Consider the following 14342-nt stretch of genomic DNA (forward strand, 5'->3'; position numbering starts at 1 on the left):
GTCCTACGCTAGATAGGGAGGTTGTCCGCTTGCTCACCCGTTTTTGGTGGCTGCAGCCCCGGTCTTGTGTAGGCCGGGGTTTTCAATTTGGGGTTGTGGTGGCATGTTCGGAATAACGGCTGGAGGAACGCTTCTGCTGGCAGTTGGGCTGGATCTCTTGATCGGTGACCCGGAGAGCCGGTTCCACCCGGTGGCCCTGCTGGGAAAAGCGATCGCCGGATTGGAGGGTCTTCTGTATAGGGATGCCGCTTCTAGCGCTAGCCGGCGCCTGGCGGGTGCCGTTCTCGTTCTGGTCAGCGCTGCGCCTGTTTGCATCATCAGCTCACTTTTGCTGGCCCTTCTGGAGAGAGAGAGCCCGCTTCTGGCGGCGGCAGCAGGAGGGTTTTTCCTCTGGAGCACCATTGGAGCGAACAGCCTGAAGCGGGAGGCCCGCCGGGTTCTGGAATTTCTTCAGGATGGCGATCTCCAAGCGGCGCGGGAGCGGCTGGGGCTGATCGTGGGCAGGGATACGGAGCACCTGGATGAGGGGGAGATCACCAGGGCTACAGTGGAAACCGTGGCGGAGAACATTTCCGACGGGGTTATCGCTCCCCTCTTCTACTTCGCCGTCGGTGGGGTTCCCCTGGCCTTGACCTACCGGGTGATCAATACTCTGGATTCCATGGTGGGCTACCGAAACGAGAGGTACCGGGAATTCGGCTGGTTTGCCGCCAGGCTGGACGATGTTGCCAATTTCCTCCCCGCCCGCCTTACCGTACTTCTTCTGGTGGCCGGTGCTTTTCTCCTCGGTTACGACTGGCGCCGCGCCCTGTCCGTCACCTGGAGGGACGGGAGGAAACACGCAAGCCCCAACAGTGGCTATCCGGAAGCGGCGGTGGCAGGCGCCCTGGGCATCCGGCTGGGAGGCCTCAATTACTATCAGGGTATCCCCTCGCTAAGAGCGCATCTGGGGGATCCCCTGCAGCCTCTGGAGAGGTCTCAGATCGCTGCAGCCGTAAGGCTGGTCGACGCTGTGCTGTTCCTGTTTCTGTTCCTCTATTATGCCCTCTTCCTGCTTGCCGGCGGAAGCAACATCTTTCCCGGAGGGGGTTGGCGATGATCTTGCAGGGAACTGCCCTGATGCCGGGTTCCTGCGGGGAGCTGGTGCAGGGTACGCTACAAGGGGTTAATTTCCTGGTGACCTGTCCGGTCAACTGGTTCAGCAGGGTTACCGTTCATGTCGGCCCCTCGCTCAGGGATGCTTATCCGGCAGGGCGCTCGAAAACGGCACGGGCGGTGCGGAAGCTGCTCGACTGGTGTGGCTGCGAGGATTTCGGGGCGGTGATTGAGGTTGCCTCCACTATCCCTGTGGGCAAAGGGATGGCCAGCAGCACCGCCGACCTGGCTGCCGGCTGTTATGCCGTGGCAGCGGCCCTGGGGATCCGGCCGGATCCAGCTTTAATAGCCCGGATTGCCCTCTCCATCGAGCCCTCCGACGGGACGTTCCTGCCCGGCATCGCTCTCTTTGACCACGTCAGGGGGCGGCTTCGTGAGGGGCTGGGAAACCCCCTTTCCTTGGGCATCCTAGTTCTCGACTTTGGTGGCCGGGTGGATACCCTGGGGTTCAACAGGCGCCCGGACTTGCGTGATTTGAACAGGGAGAACGAGCCCCAGGTGGAGCGCGCTTTGGATCTCGTCCGGCAGGGGCTGCTTCAAGGGGACCCGGTTCTTCTGGGACAGGGGGCAACGATGAGCACTCTGGCACACCAGAGGATTCTCCCCAAGCCCCGCCTTGAAGAGCTGATCGATTTTGCCGGCAGGCTGGGCGCCTATGGTGTCAATGTGGCCCACAGCGGCACCGTGGCCGGGGTGCTGGTGGCGCCGGGGATGGAAAGGGACTGCGGTTTCACCTGCAGGATCCTTGAACGCTTTCCGGAGTTGAAGGCCTGCTACCCCCTACGCCTGGTAGGGGGAGGGCCGCGCTTTCCGGGGAAAATCTCCGGCCGGAGGGGAGGTGGGTGCCGTGCAGAGGCATCAACACGGGGGTGACCTGACTCTGATGGCGGGGCGGTACGGAAGGCGCCCGGAGGATTTCCTGGATTTCAGCGTCAATGTCAACCCTTTAGGCCCTTCGCCGGGGGTTGCCTCCCTGCTGCGGGACGGGCTAAAGTACGCCACCGTTTACCCGGAGCCGGGTTGCCGGTCTTTAAAAGAAAGGTATGCCCCCTTTTTCGGGGTTCGGCCGGAGCAGCTGATCTTCACCAACGGCGCCGTGGAGCTCATCTATCTGGTTTTCATCGCCCTCCGACCGCGCACCGTGCTCATCCCTGCCCCGACCTTTCGGGAGTATGAGCTGGCGGCCAGAGCCTGGGGAGGGCGACTGAAAATGCTCCGGTTGGAGCCGGTCAAGGGGTTCATCCCCGGTACGCAATCCTTGATGCGGGCTGCCCGGGGTGCCGAGCTGGTTTTCCTCTGCAACCCCAACAACCCCACGGGTAGCCTGATCCCGCCGCAGGTTCTGGAGACCTTTCTTGAATTCTGCGAGGCCGAAGGGGTTTTTGCCGTGGTCGATGAATCGTTTCTGCTTTTTCACCCCCGCTGGCGGGAGCTGACCGCAGGGACGGCGGCCGCTGCCAGCAGGCGGCTTCTCGTTCTGCAGTCCCTGACGAAGTTCTTTGCCATACCGGGACTGCGCCTCGGCTGCGGCATCGCCCATCCCGAGACCATCTCTCTTCTGGCGCGGTTCCATCCCCCCTGGCAGGTCAACGGCCTTGCCCAGGCTGCGGCTCTGGCCGCTTTGCAGGATGAAGGGTATGCCTTCCGATCGCGCCACTTAGTCGAAGAGGAGAGGTCGCGGCTGGCGGCCGCCCTCTCGGCCCTGCCGGGGATCCGGGTTTATTCCTCAGAAGCAAGCTATCTCCTGATAGAGCTGGCTTCACCCCTTTCGGCGCCCTTTGTTGCCGAAAGGCTCGCCCAAAGGGGGATCCTGGTGCGGGACTGCAGCAACTTTGCCTTTTTGGATGAACGCTTCATCAGGGTGGCCGTCAAGGGGCGCCGGGAAAACGAACTGCTGGTTCGGGAGCTGGCAGGGCTGCTGGCGGGGGTGTTCAAAACATGAGATCCGTGCCCCTGTCGGCACCGTCCAGAAAAGGACGATGTTCCTGTTTTTTGGGATGAGGCCGCCATGTTGCCTTTGGTAAGTGCCGATGCCCTAAGTTGCACCTGCTGCGAGAAGAGGCGGCCTGATAAAGCCCCGGAAGCGAGGACTCGGAAACGATTCCGCAGCGGCCTGCTGCCTGCCGGGGATAGGGAGGTGGTTTTTATGATTGTCCGCCGCATCGTTTTGTAGGGGTTGTTGATGTTGGCCTTGAGGCCTGTTCACAGGAGGCGGGTTGTAAGGGCTGGAGATGGTAAAAAACTAGGGGGGAGTGAGCTTCGTGCTTTTCCGGAGGTGTTTAAGAAAGGCGGTATTCCGGCGGCCGAAGAAGCCGATCCTGGTAGCGCTTTTGGTCGTGGTTTTGCTGCAGGCACCTGCTGCTGCCTATGCCATGCACATCATGGAAGGATTTTTGCCGGCAAAGTGGTGCCTTTTCTGGTGGCTTCTCACGATTCCCTTTATCCTGGTCGGGATGTTCTCCATTTCAAAAACGGTAGAGCGGCACCCGCAGTTGAAGATGCTGTTGGGGGTGGCGGGGGCCTTTGCCTTTGTGCTGTCCGCCCTGAAGATCCCTTCGGTGACCGGCAGCTGCTCGCACCCGACGGGCGTCGGCCTCGGGGCGATACTCTTCGGGCCTGCGGCCATGAGCGTTCTGGGGTGCATAGTGCTGCTTTTCCAGGCCCTGCTGCTGGCCCACGGGGGTATCACCACCCTTGGGGCAAACGCCTTTTCCATGGCGGTGGTGGGACCCTTCGTTGCCTATTATATCTATAAGCTCTGCTGCCGGCTGAAGGCACCGCTGTGGCTCGGGGTTTTCCTGGCGGCCATGCTGGGTGACCTCCTGACCTATGTCACCACCTCTTTGCAGCTGGCCCTGGCCTTTCCCGCCCAGGTTGGCGGGTTTACGGCGTCACTGGTGAAGTTTATGGGGATCTTCGCCGTCACCCAGCTGCCCCTGGCTGTCAGCGAGGGGCTCTTGACGGTGGTCGTCTTCAACCTCCTGGCGGCGTACAACAGGCGAGAGCTGAAGGAGCTGTCGGTGCTTGGCGGTGAGAGCAGATTTACGGAAGGAGCCGGAATGCGATGAGGATGAGAAACCTTTTGTTGATCCTCCTGGTGGTACTGCTGGCGGCATTGCCTTTGTGGCTGCAGAGGGGGGCCGAGTTCGGGGGGGCCGACGGTTTGGCGGAGGAGGCCATCGGCGAACTCCGGCCCGGATACGAACCCTGGTTTAAGACCCTTTGGGAGCCTCCCAGCGGGGAGGTGGAAAGCCTCCTCTTCGCCCTGCAGGCGGCACTGGGTGCCGGGTTCATCGGCTATTACCTCGGTTATGGGAAGGGGAAGAGGGATGCCTCAAACGCAGGGAGAGGGACGGCTCCCGACGAGAAGTCTTTGGATGCCTTCAGGAGAACCTGAGGGAATGGTTGCCTGTAAATCTTTTGGTGGAGGCCACCCGATTCCCGGCGGCATAAGGAGGTAGCGCTTAAGCCTTGCTCAAAATCGACCAGTATGCGTACACCAACCGGTTGGCCGGGATGCACCCGGCGGAGAAGGCCCTTTTGGCCGTCCTGACGCTCGTTGTCGGCCTGGTCTTTTTCACCCCCTTGGTCTCTTTATCGATCATTGCGGTAATGGCCGTGATGACGGTTGTCCGGGCGGGGATACCCTTGCGCTTCTACTGCAAGTTGATGCTGTTGCCATTTGCCTTCCTTGTCCTGGGTGTATTCACCGTGGCTCTGACCGTTGCCGGGGACGGCGCCTCCTTTCTCTGGAGTGTGCGGATCGGAGGTTATGCGGTCGGGGTGACCGCTTCCGGGCTGCAGCAGGCGGGGGAGCTGTTCTTGAAATCGCTCGGGGCGGTCTCCTGCCTCTACTTTTTGTCCCTGACGACGCCTCTGGTGGAGGTGTTGGCCGTACTCCACAGGATGCGCTTCCCCTCCCTGTTGATCGAATTGATGTCCCTTGTTTATCGCTTTATTTTCGTGCTCCTGGAAACCGCCGATAAGATCTACATATCTCAGAGTTCGCGCTGGGGTTACGCCAGTTTAAAGACATCCTATCGTTCTCTGGGGCAGCTCCTGTCCAGTTTGTTCGGGAAGGCTTACTACAATTCTCAAATGCTTTTTTTGGCCCTGTCATCCCGATGCTATACGGGGAAGCTCAACCTGCTGGAAAGGCCGCTGACTTTTTCCAGAAAGAATATGGCGCTGATCGTCCTGCTGCAGATTTTGCTGATCGCCATCGGCCGTCTGGCGCCGGCCGGGATGGGAATCCCATGGAGGTGTACCGGTTGAAGAGTGAAGCCATCCTGGAGACGAAGAACTTGAGTTTCAGTTACTTTGACGGCAACCCGGCTCTGGTCGACCTCAGCATTTCCATCCCTGCCGGGAAGAGGATCGCTTTTCTGGGGCCCAACGGGGCGGGGAAGACCACCCTGTTTCTGCACTTCAACGGCCTGATGAAGCCGGAACGGGGAAAGGTCTACGTGGCGGGGAAGGAGATCCGCTACGATCGCGCCTCCCTTCTGGAGGTGCGCAAAAAAGTGGGGATCGTCTTCCAGGATCCGGACACCCAGTTGTTCTCGGCGAGCGTCAGGCAGGAGGTGGCCTTCGGACCTTTAAACCTCGGGCTGCCCCGGGAGGCCGTGCTGAGGCTGGTGGACAAAGCCATGGAAGAAACGGACATCGGCGACCTGCAGGAGAGGCCGACTCACTTCTTGAGCTACGGCCAGAAGAAGAGGGTGGCCATCGCCGATATCCTGGCCATGCAGCCGCAGGTGCTGATCTGTGATGAGCCCACCGCTTGGCTGGATGCCGTTCATGCCCGCCGGGTGATGGGGATCCTGAGCGACATCAACAGCAGGGGGGTTACCGTGATTATCTCCACCCATGATGTGGATCTTGCCTATTCCTGGGCGGAGTACATCTTTGTGATGAAGGCCGGGAGGGTGATCGGCGAGGGAACGCCTGATCGGGTGTTTGCCGACGGCGATCTCCTCCGGGAGGCGGAGCTGGCCAAACCGTTTGTCGCGGAGGTCTACGAGGAGCTCACGGCCAGGGGATGGGTGAAACCGGACGCCCCGCCGAGGAGTGTGGAGGAGCTCCTGGCCAGGATCCGGGACGGGGATGGCGCCGCCGGCCGGGCTGCTTCCGGCAGCGGTAGGGAATGAGAGAGGGTGCGGCTGATCGCCGGGACCATAGAGGCGGTGAGGTGTTTCGAGGGGGGTGCCCGCCTGAAGCGCTCCGCCCGGTCGCGGAGGCTGTTGCTGAGGTTGGGATGTTAAAAAAAGGCTTGGGGAGGCCTTTTCTTAATTTGACGGATGAGATGGGAGTGGGGCAGATGTTTCTGGAAAGGGAGTGCCCGGTCGGCTACCGCCGGCATGAAGGCAAACTGTTGCGCCGGGGTTATACCACCGGAACCTGTGCGGCCGCTGCCGGCCGCGCTGCAGCTCTGGCCCTGCTCGGGCAGAACCCGGAGCAGGTAACCGTCAGGCTTCCGGGCGGCTCCCTCGTTTCCCTGCGGGTGGGGGGCTGGGAGCGGTTTGCTGACCGTGCCAGAGCCTGGGTGATCAAGGATGCGGGGGATGACCCCGATGTGACCCACGGGGCGCGCATTGAAGCGACCGTCAGATTCTTCCCCGGTGAGGGGGTCGAGGTCCTCGGGGGTTGCGGTGTGGGTGTGGTTACCAGGCCGGGGCTGGCGGTTCAGCCCGGCCGGCCTGCCATCAATCCCGGGCCCCTTCAGATGATCCGGGAAAATGTGGCGGCTGTGCTGCCCTCCGGGTGCGCAGCGGAGGTCGTGATCGCGGTTCCCGATGGGGAGAGGCTGGCCCAGAAGACGATGAACCCCCGGCTGGGGATCGTCGGCGGCATTTCCATTCTGGGCACTACGGGTATCGTGGAACCGATGTCGGAAGAGGCCTTCCGGCAGGCCCTTCTCCCCCAACTGCAGATCGCCCGCAGCGCCGGAATCGGCACCCTGATTTTCACCCCCGGACGCAGTGGGGTGAGGCTGGCGCAGCAGCTCCTCGCTTCCCCTCCCGAGGCCGTCATTCTGACCAGCAATTTTATCGGCTTCTTGCTGGAGGAGTGCCGGCGGCTGGGCTTCCGGAGGGTCGTTCTCTGGGGGCATGTCGGTAAGCTGGCCAAGGTTGCCGCCGGAGTCTTTCAGACGCACAACCGGGTGGCTGACGGAAGGGCTGAGGTTGTGGCCGCCCTGGCAGGCACGCTGGGGGCGGAGGCCTCTCTTCTGTTGCGGATCCTGGAGGCGCCGACTGTGGAGGCCATGGTCGTTCTCCTCAAAGAGGCAGGCCTGCAGGGGGTCTGGAGGCATCTGGCGGAGCGGGCCAGCCGCCGCGCCGTTGACTACGCCAGGGGCGACCTCAGCGTAGGGACGGTTCTCTTTTCCCATAAGGAGGGAGTGCTGGGATGCGACCGGACGGCAATCGCCCTGCTCACAGAGGCCGGCTGGCTGAAGGGGGCTCAGGGCCTGCCGCCGGGAGGGCCGGGCTGCATCTGAGGCCGGGCATCGCTTTGACTCTTGAGCTTTCGGCTGCTGGGCTTGCCTTGAAGGGATGCGTAATCATCGTCAGGAAGGGAATGGTTGCTGTGGCTTGTGTGACTGTAGTGGGGATCGGCCCCGGCAGCAGGGATTACCTTCTTCCGGCTGCATTGGAGGCCGTCAAGGAGGCCGATGTTTTGGTGGGGGGGAGGAATGCCTTGGCCCTCTTTGCCTCGCCGGAAAAGGAGCAGCGCTTGCTGGACCGTAATCTGGAGGGCGCTTTGGATTACATAGCGGCGGCCGCGAAAAAGAAGCGGGTGGCGGTGCTCCTCTCCGGGGATCCCTGTTTTTTCAGCTTGCTTCCCCGTCTGCGGGAGAGGCTGGGTCCGGAGAACCTGCGGGTTATCCCCGGGATCAGCTCTGTACAGCTGGCCTGCGCCCGGATCGGCCTGCCCTGGCACGACCTCCGCTTCGTTAGTGTTCACGGTCGGGGGCTGGAGCAGCTGGAGAGTGTCGGCGATGCCGGGAAAGTGGCGGTCTTGACCGAGGAGCGTTATCCTCCCGCTGCGGTGTGCCGCTTTTTTATGGAGCGGGGGGCTGGTTTTGCTGCCGTCTGGGTATTTACGGACCTGGGGCTGCCCGGGGAATTGATCACCAGGACCGACCTTTCCGGGGGTGCCCGGCTGAAGGGGAGAGGGAACAGCGTCGTCATCCTGCTGCGGGATGAGGACGTTTTTCCCGGTTTTCAGGCGGAAGGCGGCGCCGTTTCGGAGGAGCCTGGCTGTTCTCCGGCAGGAGGGGAAAGGATAGCGGATTACATGGCTTCGCCGGATGACCGCACCGGAGGCACGGCGGCGTCTGGGAGCGGGAGCCCGGCAGCGCCCGGCCGGGAGTGGGCGGATGTGGTCACTCCCGGCCTGCCCGAAGACCTCTTCCTGCGTGGGGAGGCCCCCATCTCTCAGGAAGAGGTGCGCGCCCTGGTCCTGTGTAAGGCAGGCTTGCGGCGGGGGATGGTTGTCTACGAGATCGGAGCGGGGACCGGGAGCTGGACGGTGGAGGTGGCACGCCTGATTGCCCCCGGTTTCGTCTGGGCGGTAGAGAGGGACCCTGTAGCGGCCGGGCTCGTCCGCTCCAACCTGAAAAGGTTCGGACTTTCCAATGCCGCGGTGGTGGAGGGGGAGGCTCCGGCGGCCTGTGCCGGCTTCCCCAAGGCGGACTGCGTTCTGGTCGGTGGGAGCGGCGGTAAGCTGCAGATGATCATCGCGGCGGCCGAAAGCTGGCTGCGCCCCGGAGGGTGCCTGGTTCTCTCGGCGGTGACACCCGATACATTCAGCACCGCCTGGCAGCAGCTTCAGGGCGAGGGATGGGAGCGGCAGGAGGCCGTTCTTTTAAACCTGGCGCGGGTCGTCCCGCGCGGGAGTGCCCGCATCTGGCAGGGGGAGAATCCGGTGTTTCTGCTGAGGGCGTTCTCTACGGGAGGGAAAGAGGAATGAGTAAAACCGGAAAACTGTACGGGATCGGGGTCGGCCCCGGTTCCCCTGACTTGCTGACGCTGAAGGCTGTTCGCATCTTGCAGGAGGTCCCTTTGGTCTTCGTCCCGCGCGGGGAGCGGGGGGAGAGGAGCCGGGCGCTGGAGATCATTTCCCCCTTCCTGCGGGATCAAGAGGTGAGGGAGTTTGTAGCGCCCATGACGCGGGACCGCTCCGCCCTGGACAGAATGTGGCGGCAGGCTGGAGAAGAGGTGCTGGCCGTGCTGGATGGGGGGAAGGATGCTGCTTTCCTCACCCTGGGGGACAGCCTGCTCTACAGCACCTATTCTTACCTCTTGGAGACCCTGCTGCGGTTGAGGCCGGGTCTGGAAGTGGAGACCGTCCCCGGGATCGCCTCCTTCAGCGCCGCCGCCGCCCTTTGCAACCGCGCCCTGTGCTGCGGGCAGGAGAGCCTGGCGGTGGTTCCAGCCACGCGGGGAATGGGCTTCCTCAAGGAGGTGCTGAACACCTTTGAGAATGTGGTTCTGTTAAAGGTGGCACCGGTCTTCGATGAGCTCCTGGCGCTGCTGGCGGAGGTCGGGCGCTTAGATGAAGCAGCCTACATCTGCAGGTGCGGGATGGATGGCCAGTTCCTGCTGGGAAGCCTGGCGGCCGCTGCCGAGGTGCCGAGGGATTATTTCTCCCTGGTGCTGGTGGGGAACAGGAAAGGGCGAGAAGGAGGGCATGGATTATGAGCGGGATTGCGGGATCCGGAATCGTCTATTTCGTCGGAGCCGGGCCGGGGGACCCGGAGCTTATTACCCTTAAGGGAAAGCGCCTTTTGCAAGAGGCCGGACTGGTGCTCTACGCAGGATCCCTGGTTAACAAAGAGCTGCTGAACTTCGTGCACCCGGGGGTCCCCTGCCACGATACCGCCGGCCTGACCCTGGAAGAGGCCTTAGCCCTGATCAAGGAGGGGGTGGCCGCCGGGAAGACCGTGGTGCGGCTGCATACCGGAGACCCTGCTCTCTACGGCGCCGTTCAAGAGCAGATGGATGCCCTTGAGCGGGAGGGGATACCCTACAGGGTCGTTCCCGGCGTCAGCTCCTTTTTAGCGGCAGCGGCTCTTCTGGGGAGGGAGCTGACGGTTCCCGGCGGGACCCAGACCGTCATCTTGACCAGGCAGGGGGGGAGGACACCGGTTCCCCCTCAGGAATCATTGAAGGAACTGGGAAGGCACGGCTCGACCATCTGCCTCTTTTTAAGCGCCGGCCTCCTCCAGCAGGCTGCCGCCGACCTGATGCTGCATCTTTCCCCGGAGACCCCCGCCGCCGTCGTGGAACGGGCCTCCTGGCCCGATGAGCGGGTAATCCGCACCACCCTGGGGAACCTGGCCGACGCCGCCCGGTCGGCAGGTATTACCAGGACGGCCCTGGTCTTCGTCGGCGACTTTTTGGCCTCCCGGGGGAAGAGGTCCCTTCTCTACGATCCCCGTTTCAGCCACGGTTACCGGTGGGGAAGGGAAGAACAGGACGATGGCCGGGATTAAAGAAGGGATTGGCGCTCTGCCCGGCAGGGTAGCCGTGATCTACCTGACGCCTGCCGGAGGGGTTCTGGCGGAGCGATTGGAGCGGGAGCTGCCCGAGAAGGGGATCGAGGTGGAGGTGCTTCCGCCGACCGCCGACCCGGCCGGGTTGGTTCGCGGCTGCTGGGGCCGTTATGAAGGCTTAGCTTTGATCATGGCGGTGGGGATCGCCGTTCGGCTGATTGCCCCTCTGCTGAAGAGCAAGTGGGAGGATCCCGGTGTCGTCGTGGTGGATGAAGGGGGGAAGTTTGCGGTCAGCCTGCTCGGTGGGCACTGGGGTAAAGGCAACAGCCTGACCCGCCTGACGGCGTCCATTCTGGGGGCGACGCCGGTTGTGACGACGGCTACCGATGTTCAAGGGAGGCAGGCTGTGGATACCCTGGCCAGGGGCTGGGGGATGCGGCCGGTTCCCCGGGAGCTGGTGAAGCGGGTCAACGGAGCGATCCTGAGGGGGGAAAGGGTGGTTCTCTATACGGAGTGGGCGCTCCCCGAACGGTGCCGCCTGCCCGGGATGGAGGTTGTGCCCTGGCGGGGTGACGGAGCCGCCCTTGCGGCTGCCGAGGGCCGTCCGGTGCTCATCACCAGCCGCCTCCCGCAAGCCGCTCTCTCCGGCTGCCTCTGCCTCTGCCCTCCCAGCCTGGCGGCGGGGATCGGTTGTAAAAGAGGGGTTTCCGCCGCCGAGGTGGAAGAGGCCTTGAACCAGGCCCTGCGGAGGGCGGGACGCCGCAGGGAGAGTGTTGCCGTTTTGGCAAGCCACGAGGCGAAGGTTGATGAGGTCGGGCTGCTTGAGGTTGCCCGGAAGTGGGGATTAACTCTGGTTTTCTTCGGCGCTGGGGTTCTTGGAAGGATTCTCAACGAAAACCCCGGCCTTGCGGATTCCGAATTTGTGCGTCAACAGATGGGGGTTGGTGGAGTATGCGAGACAGCGGCCTTGGCTGCCGTCCCGGTGGGGGAACTGGTGCTCGACAAAACGAGGCTGGGCAGGGTGACGGTCGCCCTGGCGGAGGCCGGCTTACTGTGGTCGGAATCGGGCCTGGCGCTCCGGAGGATTTGAGCGGCAGGGCTCTCGAGGCTCTGAGGCAGGCGGAGGTGATCGTGGGTTACCGGCCCTACATCCGGCTGCTGGAGGGGGTTCTTTCTCCAGAGCAGGAGGTTATCGGGAGCGGCATGAGGCAGGAGCTGGAGCGCGCCCGGCTGGCGGTGGACCTCGCCTGCTCCGGTCGCAGGGTGGCGGTTGTGAGCAGCGGTGACGCCGGGGTCTACGGGATGGCCGGGCCGGTGCTGGAGCTGCTGGGGAAGTCGGGCGGACGGGATCGAGTTGAATTTCAGGTTGTTCCGGGGATTACCGCTGCTTCTGCGGCGGCGGCGCTACTGGGGGCGCCTTTGATGCACGACTTTGCGGTGATCAGCTTGAGCGATCTGCTCACCCCCTGGGAGGTGATCCTCCAGAGGATCGAGGCGGCTGCAAAGGGGGACTTTGTGATCGTCTTCTACAATCCCCGGAGCAAAAAAAGGGTGAACCAGATCGGGGAGGCGCGAGAGGTCATTCTCAAATACAGGCGCCCGGATACCCCGGTGGGGATCGTGACTTCCGTCGGACGCCCGGGGCAGATGCTGGTGATCTCCGACCTCAACGGGTTCCTCTCTCAGGAGATCAACATGCATTCCCTGGTGGTGGTGGGAAACAGCCGCTCTTACGTCAGGGATGGCTTTCTGATCACCCCGAGGGGCTATCGGCTGTAAGGGGGTGATGGCTGATGCTCCTGGTTTTGGCGGGCACCAAGGACGGCAGGGATCTGGCCGGCATCCTGGCGGCGGAGGGTTTCCGAGTACTGGCCAGCGCCGCCACGGCGTACGGAGGGGAGCTGCTCCAGGAGGTGCCGGGGATCGCCGTGCACGTCGGGAGGCTGGATGCCGAAGGGCTGAACCGGCTGATGGAGGCCTATGACATCAAAGGCATTGTGGATGCCACCCACCCCTTTGCGGTGGAGATCTCCCGGCTGGCCCGGGAAGCGGCCGCTTCCCGGCGGATTCCCTGTCTGTGCTGGGAACGGCCGCCGGCGTCTCTCTGCAAAGAGAACTCGCAGCTTCTTCATCGTGCTGCCGATTGGGAGGGGGCAGTTCGCTGCCTGGCGGCGCTCCGGGCGAAGCGCCTTTTTCTGGCGGTCGGGGTCAGGCCGCTGGCTTTCTTCGTGAACCATCCGGCGCTGCGCGGCCGTCATTTCCTGGTCAGGGTGCTTCCCCTCCCGGAAGCGGTCGCCGCCTGCCGCCGTTTGGGGCTGCGCCCGGAACAGATCTGTGCCCTGCAAGGGCCGGTTACGCAGGAGCTGAACCGGGCGCTCCTGGAGCATTTCCGTGCCGAGGCCCTGGTAACGAAGGAGAGCGGCCCTGCCGGAGGCACTGGGGAAAAGGTTGCCGCCGCCCTCTCTTTGGGGATCCCTGTGGTGCTGGTGGATCGCCCCCGCGTAGAGAGCGCCGCTCCGAAGGCCTCCACGGTGGAGGAAGTGCTCCGCTGGGCGGCGGAGGTGGAAGGACGAAGGGATTATGATAAGCTATAAGGAGGACGGGATGATGTCTGTGGAAAAGGGTATTTTGCTCCTGGGCCACGGCAGCCGGCGCCAAGATGCCAATGAGGGGTTGAAGGCGCTGGCCGCAATGGCCGCGGCAGGTCTGGGGGTGCCGGTGGATCCGGTTTACTTTCAGTTCGGCCGCCCCACGCTGGCCGAGGGGGTGGCGCGGCTGGTCGCCGAAGGGAAAAAGGAGATCATCATTATTCCCGCTTTTCTTTTTCCCGGGATGCACCTTCACAAGGACGTTCCGGAGGCTCTGGAGGATTTGCGGCTGCAGTACGGTGATGAGGTACGGTTTGTCCTGACCCCCTGCATCGGGCCCGATCCCCGCCTGGTGGAGATCGTTTGGGAGAGGCTTCAGGAGGCTGCCGGGGAGGTTTCCACTAACGGCCGCCTCTCCGGGGAGAGGGTCTGCGATCCCGGCGCCATAACGGCGCTTAGCCGCGCCCTGATCGAGGATAATATAGGTGAGGAATTTTTCCGGAAGAGATTCCCCGGCGGGGAGGGGGAAATCGTGCGCCGGGTCGTTCATGCCCTGGGCAACCCTGCCGTGGCGCCTTTGATGCGCTTCCATCCGGAGGCGGTGGCTGCCGGTGTTGCCGCCCTTAAGAGGGGAGCGCTCCTCTTTACCGATGTGCGGATGGTGCAGGTGGGGATCAACAAAGGTGCCTTAAAGGAACTGAAGGGAAAGGCCGTTTGTCTGATCCATCACCCCAGGGTCTGTGCCGCAGCCAGGGCGGCGGGAGTGACGCGCGCCATGGCCGCAGTCCGCGCCTTTAAAGAGCAGCTTCCCGGCAGCGTGGTGGTGATCGGGAACGCTCCCACCGCCCTGGAGGAGGTGCTGGACCAGGTGGAGCGGGGGTTGGAACCCGCCTTGATTGTCGGAACCCCGGTGGGGTTTGTGGGGGCAGCGGAGTCCAAAGCCCGCCTCCTCGAGAGCCGTGTCCCCTACATCACTCTGCTGGGAAGACAGGGGGGGAGCCCCGCGGCAGTGGCGGTGGTGAACGCCTTGCTGGCCCTGGCCCGGGGGGAGGCCGGACTGTAGCGTTTGAGAAGAGCTGTCGGTGGTTGAGCGACGGTTT

15 protein-coding genes are annotated in these 14342 nt (G+C 63.3%); all 15 read left to right on the forward strand.

The window, feature by feature from the left end; translation table 11 throughout:
- Positions 1-103 precede the first annotated feature (103 nt).
- Positions 104-1099: an adenosylcobinamide-phosphate synthase CbiB gene (gene cbiB, locus TPH_RS02605; RefSeq protein ID WP_015049670.1), complete on the forward strand. Its 996-nt coding sequence runs from the start codon at positions 104-106 to the stop codon at positions 1097-1099.
- Positions 1096-2028, forward strand: coding sequence for a GHMP family kinase ATP-binding protein (locus TPH_RS02610; protein WP_015049671.1), 933 nt, complete (start codon positions 1096-1098; stop codon positions 2026-2028). The genes cbiB and TPH_RS02610 overlap by 4 nt, the downstream gene beginning before the upstream one ends.
- The gene (cobD, locus tag TPH_RS02615; RefSeq protein ID WP_015049672.1) at positions 2003-3097 is read left to right on the forward strand and encodes a threonine-phosphate decarboxylase CobD; all 1095 of its coding nucleotides are present in this window, start codon (positions 2003-2005) and stop codon (positions 3095-3097) included. The genes TPH_RS02610 and cobD overlap by 26 nt, the downstream gene beginning before the upstream one ends.
- A gap of 319 nt (positions 3098-3416) precedes the next feature.
- Positions 3417-4223, forward strand: coding sequence for an energy-coupling factor ABC transporter permease (locus TPH_RS02620; RefSeq protein ID WP_015049674.1), 807 nt, complete (start codon positions 3417-3419; stop codon positions 4221-4223).
- The gene (locus tag TPH_RS02625) at positions 4220-4552 is read left to right on the forward strand and encodes an energy-coupling factor ABC transporter substrate-binding protein (protein WP_015049675.1); all 333 of its coding nucleotides are present in this window, start codon (positions 4220-4222) and stop codon (positions 4550-4552) included. Before TPH_RS02620 ends, TPH_RS02625 begins: the two co-directional genes overlap by 4 nt.
- Positions 4553-4626: 74 nt before the next feature.
- Positions 4627-5430 (forward strand): cobalt ECF transporter T component CbiQ, encoded by an 804-nt coding sequence (gene cbiQ, locus TPH_RS02630; protein WP_015049676.1) that lies wholly within the window; start codon positions 4627-4629, stop codon positions 5428-5430.
- Positions 5412-6305, forward strand: coding sequence for an energy-coupling factor ABC transporter ATP-binding protein (locus TPH_RS02635; RefSeq protein ID WP_148275825.1), 894 nt, complete (start codon positions 5412-5414; stop codon positions 6303-6305). The genes cbiQ and TPH_RS02635 overlap by 19 nt, the downstream gene beginning before the upstream one ends.
- A gap of 143 nt (positions 6306-6448) precedes the next feature.
- Positions 6449-7654, forward strand: a complete 1206-nt coding sequence (gene cbiD / locus TPH_RS02640) for a cobalt-precorrin-5B (C(1))-methyltransferase CbiD (protein WP_015049678.1) — start codon at positions 6449-6451, stop codon at positions 7652-7654.
- On the forward strand, positions 7564-9129 hold the full coding sequence (cbiE, locus tag TPH_RS15620) for a precorrin-6y C5,15-methyltransferase (decarboxylating) subunit CbiE (RefSeq protein WP_201764482.1): 1566 nt from the start codon (positions 7564-7566) through the stop codon (positions 9127-9129). Before cbiD ends, cbiE begins: the two co-directional genes overlap by 91 nt.
- The gene (cobI, locus tag TPH_RS02650; protein WP_015049680.1) at positions 9126-9860 is read left to right on the forward strand and encodes a precorrin-2 C(20)-methyltransferase; all 735 of its coding nucleotides are present in this window, start codon (positions 9126-9128) and stop codon (positions 9858-9860) included. Before cbiE ends, cobI begins: the two co-directional genes overlap by 4 nt.
- Positions 9857-10654, forward strand: coding sequence for a precorrin-4 C(11)-methyltransferase (gene cobM, locus TPH_RS02655; protein WP_015049681.1), 798 nt, complete (start codon positions 9857-9859; stop codon positions 10652-10654). Before cobI ends, cobM begins: the two co-directional genes overlap by 4 nt.
- Complete coding sequence (locus tag TPH_RS02660) at positions 10641-11744, forward strand: cobalt-precorrin 5A hydrolase (RefSeq protein WP_015049682.1); 1104 nt, start codon at positions 10641-10643, stop codon at positions 11742-11744. Before cobM ends, TPH_RS02660 begins: the two co-directional genes overlap by 14 nt.
- Complete coding sequence (gene cobJ / locus TPH_RS02665; protein ID WP_015049683.1) at positions 11708-12433, forward strand: precorrin-3B C(17)-methyltransferase; 726 nt, start codon at positions 11708-11710, stop codon at positions 12431-12433. The genes TPH_RS02660 and cobJ overlap by 37 nt, the downstream gene beginning before the upstream one ends.
- A 14-nt stretch (positions 12434-12447) precedes the next feature.
- Positions 12448-13248, forward strand: coding sequence for a precorrin-6A reductase (gene cobK / locus TPH_RS02670; RefSeq protein WP_015049684.1), 801 nt, complete (start codon positions 12448-12450; stop codon positions 13246-13248).
- The gene (locus tag TPH_RS02675; RefSeq protein ID WP_201764483.1) at positions 13235-14305 is read left to right on the forward strand and encodes a precorrin-8X methylmutase; all 1071 of its coding nucleotides are present in this window, start codon (positions 13235-13237) and stop codon (positions 14303-14305) included. The genes cobK and TPH_RS02675 overlap by 14 nt, the downstream gene beginning before the upstream one ends.
- The last annotated feature ends 37 nt before the right edge of the window (positions 14306-14342 follow it).

The organism is Thermacetogenium phaeum DSM 12270 (genome assembly GCF_000305935.1).
GTDB lineage: Bacteria > Bacillota > DSM-12270 > Thermacetogeniales > Thermacetogeniaceae > Thermacetogenium > Thermacetogenium phaeum.